This window comes from Priestia sp. USM5, assembly GCF_058323215.1.
Genome location: NZ_JBSGKN010000002.1, coordinates 42499 through 65146 on the forward strand (window position 1 = coordinate 42499; position 22648 = coordinate 65146).

General features: G+C 39.4%; 22 protein-coding genes. 14 read left to right on the forward strand and 8 right to left on the reverse strand.

Annotated elements, in window-relative coordinates; genetic code table 11:
- Positions 1–423 (reverse strand): cell wall hydrolase, encoded by a 423-nt coding sequence (locus tag ACWATA_RS24575; RefSeq protein WP_016765947.1) that lies wholly within the window; start codon positions 421–423, stop codon positions 1–3.
- A gap of 156 nt (positions 424–579) precedes the next feature.
- Positions 580–1323: a hydrogen peroxide-dependent heme synthase gene (hemQ, locus tag ACWATA_RS24580; protein WP_013059854.1), complete on the reverse strand. Its 744-nt coding sequence runs from the start codon at positions 1321–1323 to the stop codon at positions 580–582.
- A gap of 276 nt (positions 1324–1599) precedes the next feature.
- Between hemQ and pta the strand changes: the two genes are divergently transcribed.
- Positions 1600–2571, forward strand: a complete 972-nt coding sequence (gene pta / locus ACWATA_RS24585; protein ID WP_013059853.1) for a phosphate acetyltransferase — start codon at positions 1600–1602, stop codon at positions 2569–2571.
- A gap of 31 nt (positions 2572–2602) precedes the next feature.
- On the opposite strand, the gene lipL is transcribed toward pta, so the two are convergent.
- Together lipL and ACWATA_RS24595 are read right to left on the reverse strand one after the other, a co-directional pair.
- Positions 2603–3454: an octanoyl-[GcvH]:protein N-octanoyltransferase gene (gene lipL / locus ACWATA_RS24590; protein WP_473050252.1), complete on the reverse strand. Its 852-nt coding sequence runs from the start codon at positions 3452–3454 to the stop codon at positions 2603–2605.
- Positions 3455–3582: 128 nt separating this feature from the next.
- Positions 3583–4257, reverse strand: a complete 675-nt coding sequence (locus tag ACWATA_RS24595; RefSeq protein ID WP_033580385.1) for an RsfA family transcriptional regulator — start codon at positions 4255–4257, stop codon at positions 3583–3585.
- A gap of 201 nt (positions 4258–4458) precedes the next feature.
- Here ACWATA_RS24595 and ACWATA_RS24600 point away from each other — a divergent pair, with 201 nt between their 5' ends.
- The 3 genes from ACWATA_RS24600 to ACWATA_RS24610 all read left to right on the forward strand — a co-directional run bounded on the left by ACWATA_RS24600 (position 4459) and on the right by ACWATA_RS24610 (position 6717).
- Positions 4459–4683 carry a YuzB family protein gene (locus tag ACWATA_RS24600; protein ID WP_013059850.1) on the forward strand — a complete coding sequence of 75 codons (225 nt, stop codon included), beginning with the start codon at positions 4459–4461 and terminating at the stop codon, positions 4681–4683.
- A 193-nt stretch (positions 4684–4876) separates the two neighbouring features.
- Positions 4877–6184 carry an HD domain-containing protein gene (locus ACWATA_RS24605; protein WP_013059849.1) on the forward strand — a complete coding sequence of 436 codons (1308 nt, stop codon included), beginning with the start codon at positions 4877–4879 and terminating at the stop codon, positions 6182–6184.
- A 23-nt stretch (positions 6185–6207) separates the two neighbouring features.
- Entirely contained in the window at positions 6208–6717 is a 510-nt protein-coding gene (locus tag ACWATA_RS24610; protein WP_013085498.1) for a YwgA family protein, read from the forward strand.
- A gap of 46 nt (positions 6718–6763) precedes the next feature.
- Here the strand turns inward: ACWATA_RS24610 and thmT are convergent, their stop codons facing one another.
- Positions 6764–6949 carry a 2-hydroxymuconate tautomerase gene (gene thmT, locus ACWATA_RS24615; protein ID WP_013085497.1) on the reverse strand — a complete coding sequence of 62 codons (186 nt, stop codon included), beginning with the start codon at positions 6947–6949 and terminating at the stop codon, positions 6764–6766.
- A gap of 273 nt (positions 6950–7222) precedes the next feature.
- On the opposite strand from thmT, the gene ACWATA_RS24620 reads away from it, so the two are divergent.
- Both ACWATA_RS24620 and ACWATA_RS24625 read left to right on the forward strand, forming a co-directional pair.
- Positions 7223–7870 carry a site-2 protease family protein gene (locus ACWATA_RS24620; protein ID WP_028411960.1) on the forward strand — a complete coding sequence of 216 codons (648 nt, stop codon included), beginning with the start codon at positions 7223–7225 and terminating at the stop codon, positions 7868–7870.
- Between the two features lie 16 nt (positions 7871–7886).
- On the forward strand, positions 7887–8399 hold the full coding sequence (locus ACWATA_RS24625; protein ID WP_013085495.1) for a YwhD family protein: 513 nt from the start codon (positions 7887–7889) through the stop codon (positions 8397–8399).
- A gap of 38 nt (positions 8400–8437) precedes the next feature.
- Here ACWATA_RS24625 and ACWATA_RS24630 read toward each other — a convergent pair whose 3' ends face one another.
- Positions 8438–10504 carry a transglycosylase domain-containing protein gene (locus tag ACWATA_RS24630; RefSeq protein WP_028411961.1) on the reverse strand — a complete coding sequence of 689 codons (2067 nt, stop codon included), beginning with the start codon at positions 10502–10504 and terminating at the stop codon, positions 8438–8440.
- Between the two features lie 266 nt (positions 10505–10770).
- Here ACWATA_RS24630 and speE point away from each other — a divergent pair, with 266 nt between their 5' ends.
- From speE to argS, 4 genes are all read left to right on the forward strand, one after another.
- On the forward strand, positions 10771–11598 hold the full coding sequence (gene speE, locus ACWATA_RS24635; RefSeq protein ID WP_013059843.1) for a spermidine synthase: 828 nt from the start codon (positions 10771–10773) through the stop codon (positions 11596–11598).
- Positions 11599–11673: 75 nt separating this feature from the next.
- Entirely contained in the window at positions 11674–12552 is an 879-nt protein-coding gene (gene speB / locus ACWATA_RS24640) for an agmatinase (protein ID WP_028411962.1), read from the forward strand.
- Between the two features lie 189 nt (positions 12553–12741).
- Positions 12742–13182 carry a YwiB family protein gene (locus ACWATA_RS24645; RefSeq protein WP_014457736.1) on the forward strand — a complete coding sequence of 147 codons (441 nt, stop codon included), beginning with the start codon at positions 12742–12744 and terminating at the stop codon, positions 13180–13182.
- A complete protein-coding gene (argS, locus tag ACWATA_RS24650) occupies positions 13179–14849 on the forward strand; it encodes an arginine--tRNA ligase (protein ID WP_033580387.1) in 1671 nt (556 codons plus the stop codon). Before ACWATA_RS24645 ends, argS begins: the two co-directional genes overlap by 4 nt.
- 32 nt (positions 14850–14881) lie before the next feature.
- Here argS and uvsE read toward each other — a convergent pair whose 3' ends face one another.
- Both uvsE and cls read right to left on the reverse strand, forming a co-directional pair.
- Positions 14882–15835: a UV DNA damage repair endonuclease UvsE gene (gene uvsE, locus ACWATA_RS24655; protein WP_473050253.1), complete on the reverse strand. Its 954-nt coding sequence runs from the start codon at positions 15833–15835 to the stop codon at positions 14882–14884.
- Positions 15836–15859: 24 nt separating this feature from the next.
- On the reverse strand, positions 15860–17053 hold the full coding sequence (gene cls / locus ACWATA_RS24660) for a cardiolipin synthase (protein WP_051137078.1): 1194 nt from the start codon (positions 17051–17053) through the stop codon (positions 15860–15862).
- Positions 17054–17251: 198 nt separating this feature from the next.
- Here cls and ACWATA_RS24665 point away from each other — a divergent pair, with 198 nt between their 5' ends.
- The 4 genes from ACWATA_RS24665 to ACWATA_RS24680 all read left to right on the forward strand — a co-directional run bounded on the left by ACWATA_RS24665 (position 17252) and on the right by ACWATA_RS24680 (position 22641).
- A complete protein-coding gene (locus ACWATA_RS24665; RefSeq protein WP_473050254.1) occupies positions 17252–19363 on the forward strand; it encodes a (Fe-S)-binding protein in 2112 nt (703 codons plus the stop codon).
- 104 nt (positions 19364–19467) lie between these two features.
- Complete coding sequence (locus ACWATA_RS24670; RefSeq protein WP_473050255.1) at positions 19468–20631, forward strand: acetyl-CoA C-acetyltransferase; 1164 nt, start codon at positions 19468–19470, stop codon at positions 20629–20631.
- A 15-nt stretch (positions 20632–20646) separates the two neighbouring features.
- The gene (locus ACWATA_RS24675) at positions 20647–21501 is read left to right on the forward strand and encodes a 3-hydroxybutyryl-CoA dehydrogenase (protein WP_033580390.1); all 855 of its coding nucleotides are present in this window, start codon (positions 20647–20649) and stop codon (positions 21499–21501) included.
- Positions 21502–21513: 12 nt separating this feature from the next.
- Positions 21514–22641: an acyl-CoA dehydrogenase gene (locus tag ACWATA_RS24680; RefSeq protein ID WP_473050256.1), complete on the forward strand. Its 1128-nt coding sequence runs from the start codon at positions 21514–21516 to the stop codon at positions 22639–22641.
- Positions 22642–22648 lie beyond the last annotated feature (7 nt).

Sequence of the window (22648 nt, forward strand, 5' to 3'; positions counted from 1 at the left end):
TTAGTAAACTCCTGGACAATCAGCTTGAGTTGGTGCAAAGAAACAGTGAGATTTAAATCGTCCTGTGTTATTTTGGTTATACCATTGAGCAGGACAGTCGCCGCTGGGCTTGAAAAACCACAGTGAGTTTTCCGCGGGGTTAAAACGTTCCCCTCTTAATACACGTCGTGCAAGTGTAATTTCAGACTGGCGGGCACGCTGATAAAAGTAGCCTTTTTGAGTTGCTTCAAATCCGCCTGGGTTTTGAAATACCATCTGACGAATGGTTCTTATATTTCTAAAATCCAAACAGGGAGCTTTAGCGCGGTTCACGCCTACATTTCCTACCAGTAACATCCCTTGTTTTCCTTCACTTTCAGCTTCAGCTCGAATGAGTCTGGCTAGGAGCTTAACATCTTCTTCGTTGTGTGCAACGACTGCCATTATCCCACCTCGCTTACTTGTGACACTGTTGTATATATATGGTCCTGTAGATGCGAATATGCCATGGGTAGAAAATAAAAAAACCTGTTTCCAAGTGGAAACAGGTTTTTTATATACTAAATTTTATAAAAGAGATGAACGCTTTTGCAGCTTAGTTTAAACGTGTAAAAAGCGTGCAATAGCTTCTTCTTTTAATAAATTTCCGACAAAGAAGCTGCCAAATTCCCCGTAGCGAGCACTTACTTCGTCAAAACGCATTTCGTATACTAATTTTTTAAATTGAAGAACGTCATCTGCAAAAAGAGTAACGCCCCACTCATAATCATCAAACCCAACAGAACCCGTAATGATTTGCTTTACTTTTCCAGCGTATTGACGTCCAATCATTCCGTGGCTGCGCATTAAGCTGCGTCGTTCTTCCATAGGAAGCATGTACCAATTGTCATTTCCTTGACGACGTTTATCCATTGGATAAAAGCAAACGTGACTAGCTTTTGGTAAAGTTGGATATAGTCTAGCTTGGATTTGAGGATTTTCATAAGGATCCTCCCCAGCAGGTAAGTAGTTGCTTAATTCAACTACTGATACATATGAATAAGTAGGAATGGTAAACTCAGCAAGCTTTGTTTTGTTAAATTCTGTTTCAATTTCATTTAGTTCTTCCATAGTAGGACGAACAAGCATTAGCATAAAATCTGCTTTTTGGCCGACAATGGTATATAAAGCATGACTGCCTTGCTTTTCAGCTTCAGTTCCTTTCCATTTCTCAATCAAACCTAAAAATTCATGGATGGCCGCTTGGCGATCGTCGCTTGATAACTGCTTCCAAGCGCCCCAATCGATTGAACGGAAATCATGAAGTGCATACCAACCGTCTAATGTTTGTGCTGCTTCTGCCATTTCGTTTCACTCCTATTGTCCGATTATGATAAATTCCAATTCTACTATATCATAGTTTGTCCGAAGAACTGGAATGAAAAACCTGTGATTTTGTGACTAAACTTTAAACAATTGTTGCAAAGTAAAAACAGGTTTTATTTTGAGTGTTAGCGGAAAATTAAGAATTAAAAGACTTTTTCGTAATCATGGATTCTTGAAGGACATGCCTTTGATTTTTAAAAAAAGTGGAGTATCCTATTATGAGAAAAGTTTTTTACATATCGAGGAGGATTTACTTTGAGTGATTTATTTACAGGTTTAAAACAAAAAGTATCAGCTAGCGATGTATCAATCGTATTCCCAGAGGGATTAGATGAGCGCGTATTAGGTGCTGTTTCTCGTTTAGCTGCCGACAATATCTTAAAGCCTATCGTTGTTGGAAATAAAGACGCGGTAGCATCAAAAGCAGCAGAATTAAACGTAAAATTAGACGGTGTTGAGGTTTTGGATCCTCAAAGCTACTCTGAATTTGATGAAATGGTGGCAGCATTTGTTGAGCGTCGTAAAGGCAAAGCAACAGAAGAAGATGCTCGCAAAATTTTATTAGATGAAAATTATTTTGGCACAATGCTTGTTCATATGAACAAAGCTGACGGTCTTGTAAGCGGAGCTGCTCATTCTACAGCAGACACGGTGCGACCTGCTCTACAAATTATCAAAACAAGACAAGGTGTTAAGAAAACATCTGGCGTATTTATCATGGTTCGCGGCGATCAAAAATACGTATTTGCTGACTGTGCAATTAATATTTCACCTGACAGCCAAGATTTAGCTGAAATTGCTATCGAAAGTGCTCGTACAGCTGAAATGTTCGATATCGATCCTCGTGTTGCTATGCTAAGCTTCTCAACAAAAGGATCAGCAAAATCTCCGGAAACAGAAAAGGTAGCAAACGCAGTAGAAATTGCAAAAGAATTAGCACCAAGCGTAACATTAGACGGCGAATTCCAATTCGACGCAGCATTTGTTCCTTCTGTAGCTGAAAAGAAAGCACCAGGTTCAGTGATCAAAGGAGATGCAAACGTATTTGTATTCCCAAGCCTTGAAGCAGGTAACATTGGTTACAAAATTGCACAGCGCTTAGGAAACTTCGAAGCAGTAGGTCCAATCTTACAAGGTCTAAACAAACCGGTAAACGATCTATCTCGCGGTTGTAACGAAGAAGATGTGTACAAGCTTGCTTTAATCACAGCTGCTCAAGCACTTTAATAAAAAAACTCCGTCCTAGGGCGGAGTTTTTTTATTCGGCTAATGAACCCAACGCTTTTTCATTGCGGTCATACATGCGCTGCAGCTGCGTCTCAAACAGCATTTGTTCGGTAGCATTTAAAGGCATATTTACAAGAGAAGAGCTCATGCTATTCAGTGTTTGCAATAAAAGCAGCATGACATCAGAAACGGTTAAATCAATCTGTAATAGTTCAGATAGAGAAGCCATTGTATGAGGCTCGATATCTGGGTATGAAAATTTAGTTTCTGTGTTTTGGAGCCCTTTTTTGTAAAACTCTTGAATGAGAGAAGCGCGTTTAGAGCCGCTTCCGTTAACGCATAAGTAAATTTGTACGGCCACACCGCCGCGAACGCGTCGCTGTGAAATGCCTGCAAATTTTTGATTGCGAATGCTCAAATCAAAGCTGCCGGGACAATAGGATCCTACGATTTCCTTCGCTTCAATTGCGGTACCGTAAGATGCAAACATGGCCTTAATCAAATCAAACATGGCTTCGTAGCCACGATCAATATCAATTCCTTTTTCTGCATCTGGAAAAATTAAAGAAATGTTTAGAACATCTTGATCAAGTACGACAGCGAGGCCGCCTGAATTGCGGACGATTGTTTTATACCCTTGTTCATGTAAATAAGCTGCACCTTCAGCCAGGTGAGGGAGCTTTGTATCTTGAATGCCTAATACAATCGTATCGTGATGCACCCATGAGCGCATGACAGCTGGAGATTCACCTCTTCCAATGGTTGTACAAAGCGTGTCATCGATGGCAAAAGAATGACGGGCATCAAAATGAGGACCTAGACTGGATTGATCAATAATACGCCAAGCGGGCTGTGCTAAAAGTTTCAAACTATTCTGCTGCATATCTCAAACCCCTTTATAAACAGTAAACGAACATATTATAGCATAAAGGCGTCAGGTCATTGTCTGTAAAATAGAAAAAGAAGAAAGCAGAGCCAAGTTTGACATCCCTCTTTCTTCGTTCGTGTAGCTTATTCAGCCATTTTCTCAAGATTTCCGTTACGATCCATTTTAAACGTAGTAGAAGAACGCTCTTCTTCATCAAATAGAGCTAACTTTCGCGCACGGTTCATGATTTGCATTAATGTTTCATAGTCTTCTTGAATAGTAGTAGCATTAGCTTCGAGATGTTTAATTTGTTTTTCCAACTCTGTGTTTTTCTTAGCTAACTCTGCATTTTCTTGCATCAAGCGTTTGTTTTCGCTTTGCAATGCTTGTAAATTGCTCGCTTGATTTGGCATTGTTTGCAAGAAGCGAATAACATCAGCCATTGAAAGCTCCTCACTGCTGCTTCTTTCTACGTGTGTTTCAGGTAAGCTATATGTTGCTGTAGGCGCAGACATCATTTGTTCCACATGCTCTACAGATGCTGGTGGCGTATATAATAATTTCTTTTTGCCTTGCTCTTGTCCAAGTGCACGCATACGCTGTTTTCGCTGTTTTTTAGCTAGCTGCAGTGCTTTTTCATACTGATGGCGTACAACAGCATTCCATCTGAATCCACATGCTGCTGAAGTTCGATTTAATTCATCTCCAACTTCTTCAAACGCATTCAACTGCGTACTTCCTTCGCGGACATGGCGCAATACTGTTTCAGCTAATAATAAGTCGTTTTCTTCTGTCCAAGCATCTTGTCTATCTTTCACTTTGTTCACTCCTCTATTTTCCATGACTCATAGTAATCATGTTTTGTAGTATCATCATGTACAAAAAATCCATACTTTATACCATTTCTTCTAGGAGTATGATAGATTTTGCTTCCTTCTTTAACTTGCATCGGACTTCAAATAGGGGTAAAATACCCCTTAGACAAAATGATGAACCAATTTTGAAAGGATTGTGTCAACATGGCAAATGAATTTAGAATTTGTGATGATTGTCAGGCAACAAACGTCAAAACGTTGTTACCTCGACTTAAAAAAATAGATGAACAAGCTGAAGTACAAATCGGTTGCCAGTCTTACTGTGGACCCGGACGTAAAAAGTCATTTGCATTTGTAAATAACCGTCCTGTAGCAGCGCCAACAGAGGACGAATTAATCGAGAAGATTGAAAAAAAAGTAAAAAAATAGATAGTGAAACAATAAATAGCTGCTTTTCTGCTACTTATTTGTCGAACGAGCTTCTTACAAACAGAATCGCCTTGTTTGTTAGGTAAATCACCTTGGTTGCTTGACAAGGTGATTTTTTATTCTGAATAGGAAAATAGGAAGTGAGTGTCGAAAAATTATAGCAACAACAAAGTGAAGATAGAGAGGTATGTAAATGACATATCCTAATGAAAAACTCAGTGAAGAAAAAGTATTTAAAGATCCTGTTCACCGCTATATCCATGTAAGAGATCGTGTTATTTGGGAGCTAATTGGGACAGCCGAATTTCAAAGGCTGCGTCGTATTAGACAGCTAGGAACGACATACTTAACGTTTCATGGGGCTGAACACAGCCGTTTTAGTCATTCCTTAGGTGTTTATGAAATTGTGCGCCGTATTATTGACGACGGTTTTCAAGGACGCCCTGAATGGAATGAAGATGAGCGTCTTCTTTGTCTTTGTGCTGCTTTACTGCACGATTTAGGTCACGGTCCGTTTTCACATTCATTTGAGAAGGTTTTCCACTTAGATCATGAAGAATTTACACAAGCCATTATCGTAGGTGACACGGAGGTAAATCAAGTGTTGACGAAAGTGGGAAAGGATTTTCCTAAAAAAGTGGCCGAAGTAATCGCGAAAACATATGAAAATAAGCTTGTCGTTAGTTTAATTTCCAGTCAAATTGATGCAGATCGCATGGATTATTTGCAGCGTGATGCGTATTACACAGGAGTAAGCTACGGTCACTTTGATATGGAACGAATTCTTCGTGTTATGCGTCCTCGGGAAGACCAAGCCGTGATTAAACACAGCGGTATGCATGCGGTTGAAGATTATATTATGAGTCGCTACCAAATGTACTGGCAAGTGTATTTTCATCCTGTTACGAGAAGTGCTGAAGTTATTTTGACAAAAATTTTACATCGCGCGAAAGAGCTCCATCATCATTACTATGAGTTCAAGCAGGAGCCTACTCATTTTTATTCGATTTTTGAAGAAGAAATATCGCTAAAAGAGTATTTGAAATTAGATGAATCTGTTATTTTATTTTATTTTCAAGCATGGGAAGAAGAAGAGGATGAAATTTTATCTGATCTATGCCGAAGATTTATGAATCGTCAGCTTTTTAAATACATTGAGTTTAATCCAAATTCACAAATGAAAATGTGGATGGAGCTTACAACACTTTTTAAAAAAGCGGGCATTAACCCAGATTATTATTTAGTCGTCGATTCTTCAAGCGACCTACCATACGATTTTTATCGACCGGGTGAAGAGGAAGAACGTTTGCCGATTCATCTGTTGATGCCAAATAATGAAGTGCGTGAATTATCACGTCAGTCGGAGATTGTTGAAGCAATTTCAGGGAAAAAGAGAACCGATCATAAATTATATTTTCCACAAGATCTCATTGATCAATTGTCGTCTAAGCGAAAAGTTAAAGATCAGATTATAAACTTACTAAAAGGAGATCAGAGTTAAATAGTATAGGAGTTGAAGGGGCTGTGTTAAACGATCACGCAAAGATTGTGAAAGTATTTTCCGCGGCGGGAGAAGTTGTTGGCAGAAAAAAGTTACAAAAGATGATATTTATCGGAAAAAAACTGAAGTTTCCTTTTTATGAAAAGTATAATTTTCACTTTTTTGGACCTTATTCTGAGGAATTAACGCTTCGAATTGAGGAGCTGTGTAACTTGGGCTTTTTAAGTGAAATTAAAGAGAAAAAAGGCGGGTATATGCAGTATCGTTACGTATTAACAGAAGCGGGAGAAGGATTTTTAAGTCACTATGACTTAGAGCTTCCTCACTTGCAGGAATGTATGAAGGATATGAACGAGCAAAGCTCTAAATTTTTGGAGCTCGTCTCTACGATTTTATATTTTGATAACTTACCTAAAGAAGAAGTAAAAGAAAAAGTGTTTACGTTAAAGCGTAAGCAAAACTATACAGAAGAAGACATTGCAGAAGCATACGAATATATTGAAAAACTTCAGGCAACTCTGTCTGTACATTAAAAAGATGCCATAGGTCAACTCCTATGGCATTTTTTTTATGTAGGCGTTATTGATCGCTCATGCGCTTGCCCGCTACAGCGTAATGGTTTTTAGACATTTCTTCGATGATAATCGATACTTTTTCAGGTGATGCACCTGTTGTTTCTACAACAGCATCCGTTACTTTTTCAACAAGAGCTCTTTTTTGATCATCTGTACGGCCCTCAAGCATCTTAACAGTTACAACTGGCATAATGTGTACACTCCTTTTTGGTCAGTATATGATTAGTGTACCCGTTTTCTGAATAAAATGACAGTATGAGGTAGTGATGCAGGTCATAATCTGTAGTATACTTTTTATCATAACATCGATGCTAAAAACCAGGTGGGGCCATAGGGAGCCCATGTCTGGTTTTTGAGACCTTTGAGGCCATATTCAAGAAGTCTTGTATCCTTCTTCGTAAGCAAACGGTTTATTTAGTAGATATGATGTGTAGAAATTATTTTAAAATAAAGGAGATAAAGAGTGGAACATTTTTTAGCTTTTTCATTGCAAGACCTTCCTTACGTGGTGATGACCCTTATTGTTGCATTCACACTGCATGAGTTTGCACATGCGTATGTAGCTTATTTATTTGGAGACCACACGGCTAAAAAGCAAGGAAGGCTAACGCTTTCTCCGCTGGCACATTTAGATCCATTTGGAACGCTTTTGTTAATTATCGCAGGTTTTGGATGGGCGAAGCCGGTTCCTGTTAATCGCTATTTCTTTAAAAAGCCTCGTTTAGCTGGTATTCTAGTATCGATAGCGGGACCGTTTAGCAACTTGTTGTTGGCATTTATCGGCTTGCTTATTTACTATTTGATGAACAATGCCGCAGTGGACAACGATGCGCTTTATCGTTTTTTTACATTATTTATTCAAATAAACCTAACACTAGGTGTATTTAACTTGTTGCCTTTTCCGCCTTTAGACGGCTACCGCGTGATTGAAGATCTCGTTCCGCCGTCTACGCGAGCCAAAATGACGCAGTATGAGTCTTGGGGTATTTTTGTATTTTTGATTCTTGTGATCACACCTCTGGATCGAATTGTAATCTGGCCGCTTCTAAACGGAGCAGCAACGTTTGTGATGAATATCTTTCAGCAGATATTAGCACCACTGATTTACTAAATAGAGGAGGCTTACTATGACTCAGCCAAAAAAGAAAAGTATAGGATTTAATATCATAAAAGACGATTCAACCGACGGCCACGGCGGCTACGGGGTTGGAGCGTTAAGTTTAGAAAACATTTCACCGGTTTTTGTTTGCCCAAGCGATGAAGAAGTATTTGTCGATATTGGTGCGATGCATGCCAGAAGTGTAGTAGAAAAAGGAATTAAGTTCTTACCGAATAAAGACGAGGTGCCAAACGGCAAGTTATATTGGCTTGTATGGGTAACGATTGATCGCAAGCAAGAAGGACCTTACTACGCAGGTATGACAGCATGTGAAATGACCGTTGATCGTGAAATTCGCCGCGGCTATAAGTCACTTCCTGAACATGTAAACAAAATGGATAAATCCTTAAAACGACGCATTATGGTAGAAGAAATGGATAACAAGTCTAAGGCTTTGCTTCGTGAGTTTTTGAAGTCTCATAATGAAGAAATCTGGACGTTATCTAATGATGACTTAAAAGAAGCGCTTCAAACATCGTAATGCTAAAAAAAGCTTAAGGCCAAGGCCTTAAGCTTTTTTTAATCAAACCATTTTGGGAACCAGTGAAATTTTTTACCTTCTGTTTCACGCTCTTTTTTCTTCGTTTTTGCTGCATGATCGATGTGATCAGTACAATATGTTTTAGGCTGTGTTCCAGTTAAATAATAAGCTTTATATTGAACAGGACATGATTTGGATGCTAACTTTCCATTTTGAGGATTAATGTTGACGCTCATTAATCCGTTTGGTGCTTTAAACTTTTCTTTTTTCTTCCCTTTTAAAGCATCTTCCATAAATAGCGCCCACATTTTTTTTGCGTATCCTTTTTCAGCTACATCATCCATTGTCCTTCCTTGATCATATCCAACCCAAACGCCTGAAACGAGCTGAGGAGAGTAGCCAATCATCCAGCTATCCGTAGAGGTTGTGCCGGATTTTCCCGCGTAAGGACGAGATACATATTTAGAAATAGGCTTTCCTGTGACGGTTGTATAGCCATTTAGCTTTTGATTAAACATGCCTGTCATTAAATGGGTAGTAAGAAAAGCATAGCGTCTATCAATGACTTGTTTCCGTTCAGAAGGAGCTTGATAAACAACTTCTCCGTCATGGGTTTCAATTCGTTTAATAAATGTTGGACGAATTTCTTTTCCGCCATTAGCAAAGATGCCGTACGCATTAACCATATCAATGACTTTGACAGGTGAAGTTCCAAGAGCTAAAGATGGAACTTTCTTTAAAGGTGATGATATACCAAGTGTTTTAGCGGTTTCGATCAAGCGATTTTCCCCAATGAACAAATGCGTTTTGACCGCATAAATATTGTCTGAAAGTGCGATGGCTTGAGCCATTGTAATAGGCGCATCTGCATAATAATTGTGATAGTTACTAGGCGTGTATGTCGAAACACCATCTTCTAATTTGAACGTCGTTTCTTCACTTTTCATTGGAGTGGATTCAGTAAAACCATCTTTTAATGCCGCATAGTATAAAAATGGCTTCATCGTTGAGCCAGGCTGTCTTACTGCTTGAGTAGCGCGGTTAAACGGGCTCTTTTCATAATCTCTTCCACCAATAAGAGCTTTCACTTGTCCATTTTTAGGATTCATCGCAACAAATGCACTTTGTACGTCTGAAGAGCTGCTGATAACATCTTTCATTTTTTCTTCTGCCGTTCGCTGCATCTTTTCATCCAGCGTTGTATAAACGCGAAGTCCATTTGTATAAATCATGGTTTCATCAATGCCTAAATCTTGCTTTAATTCTGCTAGCGCTGCATCCATAAAGTAAGAAGCGTCTTCTTTGTTAGGATCTTTTTCAGCAGGCTTTGAAAATGCTAGGGGAGTTACCAGCGCTTTTGTTGCTTGCTTCGACGTAATAATTCCATCCTCTTTCATGAGAGATAAAATGATATTTTGTCGTTTTTTTGCATTTTCCTGATGAATAAGAGGAGAGTAGTAGCTAGGGCCTTTTGGAATACCGGCTAACATACTCGCTTCACTTAACGTCAAATTTTTGGCGTGCTTATCAAAGTACAGCCTAGCTGCCGCTTCAATTCCATAAGCTCCATGGCCGTAGTAAATCGTATTCATGTAGCCTTCTAGAATTTGGTCTTTGCTATAATTCATTTCTAACCGAATCGTATACAGAGCTTCTTGAAGCTTTCGAGTCCACGTTTTGTCGTGCTCTAAAAACAAGTTTCGTGCATACTGCTGAGTAATAGTACTCGCACCCTGTACTTTTCCCATAGCTTTTATATCAGCTACAATTGCTCCGGCGATTCGATGCATATCAAAGCCGTGATGCTCGTAGAAGCGCTTATCTTCAACGGCTAAAGTCGCATCTTTTACGTAAGGTGAAATTTGATTAAGTGAAACCCAGTAGCGCTTTTGTCCATTGTGAACTTCATCAAGAACTTTACCGTTTGCTGAGTAGAAAACAGCTGTTTGAGAAACGTTTAGCGGAGGAGGGCCAGCGATTTTGGCGTAGAGAAAGATGCTTATGTAGGCAAACAACAATAAAGCCCCCGCTAATATACCAAGGACGAGAAGAATTCGGAAGATGCGTCTTGCCTTTTTTAAATGTTCGGTTAATACCGTTTCCATTTCCATTCACCACCAATATGTGTCACTATGCACCGTACATGTTGCTTTCAACACAACAAAATTCTATTAAAAGAGCGGTGCAAGTAGATTCTAAAGCTTGTATCTATCATCAGTATGAAATAGAAAAGGAGGTTTTAAACCTCCATTGCTAAAAATTTTACTTGCTTTTTTGCTGAATTCATCTATACTTTTTTCATGTTTGTATAAATTATGTTAGGGTAATCTATGCATAGGTTAATTCTCAAAATAGAAGGGAAGATTTTGAAATGGAATTATGGTTCACAGAAAAGCAAACAAAGAACTTTGGTATTACAGCTAAAATTAATCGCACTTTACATACAGAGCAAACGGAGTTTCAAAAATTAGACATGGTTGAAACAGAAGAGTTTGGTAACATGCTCCTACTTGACGGTATGGTTATGACAACAGAAAAAGATGAGTTCGTTTATCATGAAATGGTTGCACATGTACCGTTATTTACGCATCCAAATCCAGAAAACGTACTAGTTGTAGGTGGAGGAGACGGAGGCGTAATCCGTGAAATCTTAAAACACCCAAGCGTAAAAAAAGCGACGTTAGTTGATATCGATGGAAAAGTTATTGAGTACTCAAAAAAATTCTTACCTTCAATTGCGGGTAAACTAGAAGATCCTCGTGTTGATGTACAAGTAGATGACGGATTTATGCACATCGCTAAAAGCGAGAACGAATACGATGTCATTTTAGTGGATTCAACAGAGCCAGTAGGTCCAGCTGTGAATTTATTTACAAAAGGATTCTATGCAGGTATCTCAAAAGCACTTAAAGAAGATGGTATCTTTGTTGCTCAATCGGACAACCCTTGGTTCACGCCAGAACTTATCTCAAATGTTCAGCGCGATGTAAGAGAAATCTTCCCGATTACACGTCTATACGTAGCAAATATTCCAACGTACCCAAGCGGTTTATGGACATTTACAATGGGCTCAAAGAAACATGATCCATTGGAAGTAAGCGAAGATCGTTTCTTTGATATTGATACAAAATATTACACAAAAGAATTGCACAAAGCGGCATTTGCCTTACCTAAATTTGTGCAAGATCTTATTAAATAAGTTATCACATACAAGTAAGATGCCAGAGGTTTAAGGCTGGCATCTTTTCTATGAGTAATGAAGGAGGAACAAAATATGCGTTTTGATGAAGCTTATTCAGGTAATGTATTTATTGGCAGTCACCCTGTTTTTGAAGAAAGTGAAGCGGTTCTTTACGGAATGCCAATGGACTGGACAGTTAGCTATCGTCCAGGTTCACGATTTGGCCCAACTCGTATTCGTGAAGTATCAATTGGATTAGAAGAATACAGCCCGTATTTAGATCGGGAGCTAGAAGAAGTGAAATATTTTGATGCAGGAGATATTCCACTTCCATTTGGGAATCCTCAGCGCAGCTTGAACATAATTGAAGAGTATATCGACCAGCTTTTAGCAGCGGACAAGTTCCCATTAGGCATGGGCGGAGAGCATTTGGTTTCTTGGCCTGTTATGAAAGCTATGTATAAAAAATACCCAGATTTAGCCATTATCCATATGGATGCTCACACAGACCTTCGTGAAGAGTATGAAGGAGAACCACTTTCTCATTCCACTCCAATTCGTAAAGTTGCTGAACTAATCGGACCGGAGAATGTTTATTCATTTGGTATTCGTTCAGGAATGAAAGAAGAATTTCAATGGGCAAAAGAAAACGGTATGCATATTTCAAAGTTTGAAGTTCTAGAGCCGTTAAAAGAGATTCTACCAACACTTGCAGGTCGTCCTGTTTATGTAACAATTGATATCGATGTATTAGATCCAGCGCACGCTCCTGGTACAGGAACAGTAGATGCAGGCGGTATCACATCAAAAGAGCTTTTAGCTTCTATTCACGCAATTGCTAAATCAGATCTTCGCATTGTCGGAGGAGATTTAGTCGAAGTAGCTCCAATTTATGATCCGTCTGAACAAACAGCTAATACAGCAAGCAAGCTTATTCGCGAAATGATCTTAGGCTGGGTTCAAAAGAAATAAATAAAGTAAAAAGGCGGCCGCCTACGGCCGCCTTTTTTGTTTGAAATATGTGAGTACGTCAAACACAGTGAAAAAAGGAATTCTCGGCTTATCTATCATATTTCCTTTGAAGTATTATTGAATTCTTTCTTTAGAATGTTTATACTATTTAAGTTATAACGTATTCATTTTAATAAGGAAGTGTCTTTTGTGAGTAACGCTTCAGAAGTCAAAAAACCCATTGAAGTTAAAATTGTGACAGATATCCGTGATGGTCACCGAAAAGAGACAACATCGGTAAATGCAAAAGGTATGTATTATGAAAAAGGATCGAAAATTTATCTTACATACACAGAGCGCCAAGAGGAAATCGGAGATATTAGAACAATGGTAAAAATTAGCGAAGACGAAGTATCAATTAACCGAACTGGTGCTGTTCAAATGAAGCAATCGTTTCGTAAAAAGGTACAGATCGAAGGAACTTATATAAGCCCTTATGGACGTATGGATTTACTAACATTCGCTCATAACATTGAATATAAACAAATGACTCAAAAGGGTCGGTTATTTTTAACGTATGATCTAGAAGTACAGGGTCAGCCTACCGGGAAATATGCGTTAACCATTACATTCAAGGAGGAGAAAAAATGAACATCGTCGAACAAGTGCAGCAAAAATTAAAAGCTGAAATTCAAGATGCTGTGGTCAAAGCAGGACTTGCTGAAAAAGCAGAACTTCCAGAAGTTCTATTAGAAACCCCAAAAGATAAAACACATGGTGATTATTCTACCAATATGGCTATGCAGCTAGCTCGTATTGCCAAAAAAGCACCGCGTGTTATCGCTGAAGAGCTTGTAGCAAACTTCGATAAATCAAAAGCATCTATCGAAAAAATTGACATTGCAGGCCCTGGATTCATCAACTTTTATATGAATAACTCTTATTTAACAGAGCTTATCCCAACGATTATAAAAGCTGGTGAAGCATACGGTGAGACAAACGTAGGGAACGGACAAAAAGTACAGGTTGAGTTTGTTTCAGCTAATCCGACAGGAGATTTACATTTAGGACATGCCCGCGGTGCTGCAGTTGGAGACTCATTATGTAATGTTCTTGAAAAAGCAGGTTACGATGTGTCACGTGAATACTATATCAATGATGCTGGTAACCAAATTAATAACCTGGCTTATTCAGTAGAAGCACGCTACATGCAGGCTCTTGGTTTAGAGAAAGAAATGCCTGCAGACGGCTATCATGGTGCTGATATTATAAACATCGGAAAAGAGTTAGCAAAAGAGCACGGAGACAAGTATGTAAACGCCTCTGAAGAAGAGCGTTTTGAATTCTTCCGTCAATACGGATTAGATTATGAGTTAGCTAAATTAAAGCGTGATCTTGAACAGTTCCGTGTGAAATTTGACGTATGGTATTCTGAAACGTCTCTTTATAAAAATGATAAAATTTCAGTTGCACTTGAAACGTTGAAAAAACAAGGCCACGTATATGAAGAAGAAGGTGCTACGTGGTTCCGCTCTACAACATTTGGTGATGATAAAGACCGTGTGTTAATTAAAAATGACGGTTCATTTACGTACTTAACGCCAGATATTGCGTATCACCAAGACAAAATTCAACGCGGATTTGATAAGCTAATTAATATTTGGGGAGCCGACCACCATGGATATATTCCTCGTATGAAAGCGGCGATTCAAGCGCTTGGTTATGAAAAAGATACGCTGGAAGTAGAAATTATTCAAATGGTTCAACTGTATCAAAATGGCGAAAAAATGAAGATGAGCAAACGTACAGGTAAAGCAGTAACAATGCGTGACCTAGTAGAAGAGGTAGGCCTTGATGCAACTCGCTACTTCTTTGCGATGAGAAGTGCGGATACACATTTAGACTTTGATTTAGATTTAGCTGTTTCTCAATCTAATGAAAATCCTGTATACTACGCGCAATATGCTCATGCCCGTATTTGCAGTATTCTTCGTCAAGGTGAAGAGATGGGGATTCAATCAACATCTGGCGCCGACCTTTCATTAATTAGTGCAGAAAAAGAAATGGAACTGCTGAAGAAAATCGGAGAGTTCCCTCAGGCCGTAGCGGAAGCAGCAACAAAACGTATTCCGCACCGCATTACGAACTATGTATTTGATCTTGCTTCTACGTTCCATAGCTTCTATAATGCAGAAAAAGTATTAGACAGCGATAATATAGAAACAAGTAAAGCGCGTATTGAACTAGTGAAAGCTGTTCAAGTAACGCTTCAAAACTCCTTAAAACTAATTGGTGTTTCAGCACCTGAAAAAATGTAAATAAAAAAAGAGCCTCTTGGCTCTTTTTTTATTTAAAAAACAAGCGTGGCGCCTCCCGTACGCTTTACTCCTCTCATTGATGCTAAATCTTCCACTAATTTTAGCAGCGCTTTATCTTTTAACTTTGCTTCAATCATTACGTCAAAATCTTGTCCCATATCTTTAGCTATTTGCAAAAAAGGTGCGATGAAATCAGTTGAGACATAATCAGAGTGACTTCTAAATTCTTTTTCAGATTTAGGAGAAGAGATATGTACTTTTGGTTTTAATCCGATATGTTTCCACGTGTCAAAGATACGAGGGAGCAATAGGTCAAGAGGTTCTTCTCCTTCATTTGCTTTATGGTGGTGATAATCAAAGAGGAGAGGGACTTTCTCTTTTTCGCATACGGCTAATGTTTCTTCAGTTGTGTATGTTTTATCATCGTTTTCAAGAGTCATGCGCTTTTTAATGGCAGGCGGCAGCGTTTGAATGTTTTCATGAAATCGACTAATCGCTTTTTCTTTATTGCCATAAGCTCCTCCTACATGAATATTAATAAGAGCTTGATCAGCTACTCCCATCGCTTCAAGCATTCTATAGTGATAATCCATATCTTTTACCGCATTTTCTGTAATGTGTTTTTTGTCGCTTGTAAATAATGTGAACTGATTGGGGTGAAAACTCACGCGCAGCTGATGATTCCGAATCAATTCTCCTATCTCTGACCAGTCTTCTTGGAACGCATCAATGTAATTCCAAGCTACTTCAGGATGAGTAGCTAAAGGGACAAGAGAAGATGACAATCGATACAGCATAATTTCGTGGGCAATATTAAAATGCAAAGCGCGCTTAGTATGATTCAAATTTTGTTTTGTGACGTGATGAAGCTTATCCAGCCTCTCATCTTTTTTCATTTTTCCCCATCTAGTAAACGTGAGGGTTTTAGCAGGTGAGCAGTCCCAAAGCGACAGGGCATGTGATACATAGCCAAATCTAATTTTCATGATAAATCTTCCTCTTTTCGTTCATTAAAGTAACGGAGAAATAAAGGTTGCAAATCCTTGCTTTAGTTTTTCACTCCATTTTCGGTTTTTGACATCTTCTAAAGACAAAATTGGGCATTCCCCCATACAAGCTTTAAAGCTGTTCTTTACTTCTTCAATATACGTTGCATCATAGATTAAACAGTTGATTTCAGCATTTAAGAACAAGCTTCTTTTATCAAAATTAGCCGTTCCTACATCGCAGATAACATTGTCTGCAATTAATACTTTGGCATGGTAAAAACCGTAATAATATTGATAAATCATACAACCTGCTTGAAGTAATGTGGGAAGATAAGCAAACGCAGCATGATGAACAAGCGGTTGATCTGCACGCATTGGAATTAAAATATGAACTTTTACTCCCCGTGCACGAGCTTGGAGTAAAGCATTCATCAAAGGTTCACTTGGAATAAAATAAGGAGTACCTATGTACAATTCCCTATTGGCTTGGTTGATAATCGATAAAAAGCTTTCTTCAAGTGAAAAACCTTCAGTCGACTTTAGCTGAATAACATAGTCTCCTTCAGAGGTTGGTGGAAAGTATCTTTCCACTTTACGCAGGTCTAAGCCGGTAGCAGCATACCAGTCGCTCAATAGTTGCATTTGAAGGTCTTGTATACCTTCCCCTTCCATACGCAGGTGGTAATCTTTCCACACCCCAAGCTTGGCGTCGAGTCCTAAATATTCTCTTCCAATATTAAAACCCCCAATGTAGCCAACTTTCCCATCAATAACGGCCATTTTACGGTGATTGCGTGCGTTGAGTGTATAAAACAAATAAGGCCACCGTAGCGTTCGACTGTAAGCAAAATGAACACCTTGTTTCTTTAAGAATGCAATTTTGTTTTTCTTGATTTTATAGCTTCCTACACGGTCTACCAATAATCTGACTTCAACATTTTGCTGTGCTTTTTGGACTAGTAAATCTAAAAATTCTTGGCTAATTTCATCATTTTGTACAATGTAAAACGATAAATGGATAAATGAAGAGGCATTTTCTATTTCGTGAAATAAATCTTTATACAAGACATTCCCGTCTGCGAACAAAAAGAGAGAAGCACGGCGTTTTGGAAAAGTATTTTCAGCCTGGGAAAATACTTTCTTTCCAACACCAAGGTCAATTGCAAGCCAAGCAATAAAAATAATAAAAAGTAAAATCACAATCATGCCGCTCATCATGTCACCTCTTTTCCCGATGTAAATACATTTTATGTTGTTCTTAGTGTCACCTTGTTTAAATAGAATATGAACAAAAGAACGAAAAGATATTGACTGAATGCTCATTCATTATATACAATGAAAACAGATATATTATCAGAAAATTTAGTCGTCAGGAGGAAAGAAAGGTAACAAATTATTCAAGGAGGGGACGAGATGACAGGGTTGCTGTGGGTGAATTTTCTCTTTTTTATTATTGTAACCGCTTACGCTATCTCTTTGTTTGTATATTTAATTCGCACACGCATTGAGTACATTCAATTAGGAAAAAAAGTGGAATTTGATCAGCGGTTAAAAGAAAGGCTGCAAAAAATTTGGGTGAATGTGTTTGGACAAAAGAAACTGTTAAAAGATAAAAAAAGTGGAATTATGCACGTCATGTTTTTTTATGGGTTTATTTTAGTTCAGTTCGGCGCGTTAGACTTCATTATAAAAGGTTTGCTTCCAGGTAAACATTTGCCGCTTGGACCTTTATATCCCGGCTTTACATTTTTCCAAGAAATTGTGACGTTTTTGATTTTAGTAGCAGTTGTCTGGGCTTTTCACCGTCGCTATGTAGAAAAGCTTGTGCGTTTAAAAAGAGGATTTAAATCTGGTTTAGTACTGATTTTTATTGGAGCACTTATGCTGTCAGTGCTTGTTGGAAACGGCATGTCAATCATCTGGCATAATCATGAACCAGCATGGACAGAACCGATTGCGTCATCTATTGCCATCTTGTTTAAGGGAATCAATGATACTGCCGCTATCTCCATTTTTTATGTTTCATGGTGGATTCACTTAGCCGTATTATTGACGTTTTTAGTATATGTTCCTCAATCAAAACATGCTCATTTACTGGCTGGACCGGCTAACGTATTTTTTAACCGTGTTTCTAAGCCAGGTAAGCTTGAAAAGATTGATTTTGAAGATGAGACGCAGGAGACGTTTGGGGTTGGTAAGATTGAAGAATTCACGCAGCATCAGCTCATTGATTTATATGCCTGTGTAGAATGCGGTCGATGTACGAATATGTGTCCGGCAACGGGTACGGGGAAAATTTTGTCTCCAATGGATTTAATTTTGAAGATGCGCGATCACTTAACAGAAAAAGGAGCGGTTGTGACATCTAAGGCTCCTTGGGTTCCTACGTATGCATTCTCTAAAACAAAAGGAAATCAGCTGGCGATGATGGCGGCCAGCCAAGGCGGAGCAGAAGCCGCAGCAACAGCGGAATATAATCCCGCCCTAATTGGAGATGTCATTACGGAAGAAGAAATTTGGGCATGTACAACGTGCCGAAACTGTGAAGATCAATGTCCCGTAATGAACGAGCATGTAGATAAGATCATAGATTTACGACGTTTTTTAGTATTAACCGAAGGAAAGATGGACGCGGATGCTCAGCGTGCCATGACGAATATTGAGCGTCAAGGAAACCCTTGGGGATTAAACCGAAAAGAGCGTGAAGAATGGCGACATGTAAGAGAAGATGTTCACATTCCGACTGTTAAAGAAGTAAGTAAAGCGGGTGAAACGTTTGAGTATTTGTTCTGGGTAGGTTCGATGGGATCTTATGATAACCGCAGTCAAAAAATCGCTCTATCGTTTGCTAAGCTTCTCAATGAAGCTGGTGTTTCATTTGCGATTTTAGGAAATAAAGAAAAAAATTCTGGTGATACGCCCCGCAGGTTGGGCAATGAATTTTTATTCCAAGAGTTAGCTTCTAAAAATATCGCTGAATTTGAAAAAAATGAAATCAAAAAAATTGTTACGATTGATCCACATGCTTACAATATCTTCAAAAATGAATATCCAGATTTCGGTTTTGAAGGAGAAGTGTATCATCACACAGAATTATTAGCTATGTTGGTGAAAGAAGGTAACCTGACACCAAAACATGCGGTTAATGAAAAAATTACCTTCCATGATTCCTGTTATTTAGGAAGATATAACGAAGTATACAGTCCACCAAGAGAAATTTTGAAAGCGATTCCAGGTGTTAGTTTGATTGAAATGGATCGCAACCGTGAAAATGGTATGTGCTGTGGAGCAGGAGGAGGGTTAATGTGGACGGAAGAAACGACCGGCCAGCGCATTAACGTAGCGCGCACGGAACAAGCCTTAGCCGTTAATCCAAGCATTATCAGTTCAGGTTGTCCGTACTGCTTAACGATGCTAAGTGACGGAACAAAAGCAAAAGAAGTAGAAGAAAAGGTTCATACGTATGACGTAGCAGAACTGCTTGAAAAGTCAATTTATGGTGACGTGCAAGAACAGGTTTCATAAAGGAGAAGTAGAGATGGTATTCATCTCTACTTTTTAAAGAAAGGAAATTGAGCAAGCGTTCAATCGGCAAGGACAAAGAGTAGGAAAAAGGGGAGGAAACAATAGTGGGGAAAACAGTTATTGTGAGTGCAGTTCGAACACCTTTTGGAAAATTAGGTGGCAGTGTAAGCGGACTAAAAGCGGCAGAACTAGGCGGGAAAGCGATTCAGGCAGCGTCAAAGGGACGTACAGAAATTGATTCCGTTATTATGGGGTGCGTGCTGCAAGGGGGCCAAGGACAGCTACCTTCTAGGCAAGCCATGCATTATGCAGGTTTACCGTGGCAAGTAGAGACGGAAACCATTAATAAAGTTTGTGCATCGGGTATGCGCAGTATCACAACTGCTGATCAGCTGATTCGATTAGGAGAAGCAAAAACAATCATTGCAGGTGGAATGGAATCGATGAGTAACGCGCCGTATCTTCTTCCAAAAGCAAGATGGGGATTCCGGATGGGAGATAGCGTGGTGACGGATTTGATGGTTCATGACGGTTTGACATGCAGCTTTACAGGGGTGCAAATGGGTACGTATGGAAATGAAATAGCTTCTGAAATGAATATTTCCCGAGAAAAGCAGGATGAATGGGCGCTTCGCAGTCATCAATTAGCGGTAGAGTCAGAAGAAAAAGGGAGATGGGGTGCAGAAAGAATTTCAGTTGATATTCCGTCTAAAAAAGGAACGATAACGGTTCAAAAAGATGAAGGACCAAGAAAAGATACGTCGTTAGAAAAACTCTCGTCTCTTCGGCCTGTATTTGGCCACAGTGGAACCATTACAGCAGGAAATGCACCTAGCGTGAATGACGGAGCAGCTGCGCTCATGCTAATGGATGAAGATGTGGCGAAAGCAAATGGCTATGAGCCTTTGGCTACGATTATAAACCATACTTCTCTTGCGATGGAGCCAAGGGAATTTCCGAAAACGCCTGGGTTTGCTATTAACAAGCTACTGCAAAAAACAAAGAAGACAGTAGACGATATTGCGCTGTTTGAAATCAATGAAGCTTTTTCAGCAGTAGCATTAATGAGTATGGAGATTGCAGGGCTTCCGGCTGAAAGAGTAAATGTGAACGGCGGGGCAGTGGCACTTGGACATCCGATTGGAGCAAGCGGCGCCCGTATTGTTGTAACGCTCATTCATGAATTAAGACGACGAGGCGGCGGACTAGGCATTGCTTCTATTTGCAGCGGCGGCGGCCAAGGTGATGCCATCATGGTAGAAGTGTAAAAGGGGGAGATCAACTTGAATATTGAAACAGTTATGGTTATTGGAGCAGGTCAGATGGGAGCAGGCATTGCGCAAGTATTTGCTGCGAGCGGATATCAAGTTTCTTTGTATGACGTTGATCAAAAAAATACACAAAAAGGAATAGAAGGTATTGATAAACGTCTGAAAAAACAGGTGGAAAAAGGTTCTCTCTCAGCTAAGGAATATGAAGGGATTATGGAGCGCCTTCACTTGGCAAATGAAATAACAGCAGCACAAAAAGCAGATTTAATCGTCGAAGCGGTTGTGGAAAAGATGGAAGTCAAGCAAGCCATTTTTGCAGAGTTGGATTCGTTAGCCCCGAGTCATACTATTTTAGCAACCAACACGTCTTCGCTTCCTATTACTGAAATTGCAGCTGTGACCACTCGACCTGAAAAAGTAATTGGCATGCACTTTATGAATCCTGTTCCCGTGATGAAGCTCGTTGAAATTATTAGAGGGCTGGCTACTGCTGATGAAGTGTATCAAGCAGTCTATGAAACAACAAAAAAATTAAATAAAACCCCGGTGGAAGTTCATGATTTTCCAGGGTTTGTTTCAAATCGAATTTTAATGCCAATGATTAACGAAGCTGTGTTTACGCTCTATGAAGGTGTAGCAAACGAAGAGGATATTGATCAAGTGATGAAACTAGGAATGAACCATCCAATGGGACCTTTGACATTAGCAGATTTCATCGGCCTCGATACATGTTTGTTTATTATGGAAACGCTCCATAAAGGGTTTGGTGATGACAAATATCGTCCTTGTCCATTGCTTAGGAAATATGTAAAGGCAGGATGGCTTGGTCGAAAAACAGGAAAAGGATTTTTTACGTACGAAACATAAAGGAGTGGCAAAATGATCTTTTTTACGTCTGAACAACACATGATTAAAAAGATGGTAGCTGATTTTAGTGAAAAAGAAGTCGCTGCGGCTGTGCCAAACATGGAAAAGGGTGAATTTCCTCGAGGTTTATTAAAGCAGATGGCTGATCTTGGCCTGATGGGCATTCCCGTTCCTCAAACATACGGAGGAGGTGGACTGGACTTTGTGTCGTACATGATTGCCATCCACGAAATATCAAAAGTAAGTCCAGCCCTCGGCGTCATTTTGTCTGTTCATACTTCTGTAGGTACGAATCCTATTGTCGTATTTGGGACGGAAGATCAAAAACAAAAGTATGTAAAAAAACTTGCGACAGGTGAGTATTTAGGTGCTTTTTGCCTAACAGAACCTAGTGCAGGGTCTGATGCCGCAAGCCTAAAAACAAAAGCAGAACGAAAAGGAGACCACTATCTTTTAAATGGGTCAAAGCTTTTCATTACAAACGGGGGAGAAGCGGATACATATATTGTATTTGCTAAAACGAATCCCGAACGCGGGTCGAGAGGGATGAGCGCCTTTATCGTTGAAAAGACGATGGAGGGATTTTCAGTAGGAAAAGATGAACATAAGATGGGTCTTCACGGTTCTCGAACGGTTCAACTGCACTTTGAAAATATGCAGGTGCCTGTAGAAAATCGTCTCGGAGAAGAAGGTGAAGGATTTCGAATTGCTATGGCTAATTTAAATGCTGGAAGAATTGGTATTGCTGCTCAGGCGGTAGGAATTGCTGAAGGTGCGTTAACGGCAGCCAAAAACTATGCAAATGAACGATATCAATTTGGAAAGCCGATTTTATCTCAGCAGGGAGTTGCCTTTAAGCTGGCTGATATGGAAACGGCTGTTGAATCAGCGAAGCTTTTAATGTACAGAGCCGCTTTTTTATATGACCAAAAACTTCCTTGCAAAAAAGAAGCCTCAATGGCGAAATTGTTTGCTTCCCAGACGGCTATGAATGTAGCAATCGATGCGATTCAAGTTTTGGGAGGCTATGGTTATATGAAAGATTATCCAGTAGAGAGGTATTTTCGTGACGCCAAAGTGTGCGAAATCTACGAAGGTACAAGCGAAATTCAGCGCATCGTCATTAGCAGTCAACTATAGGGGGAAT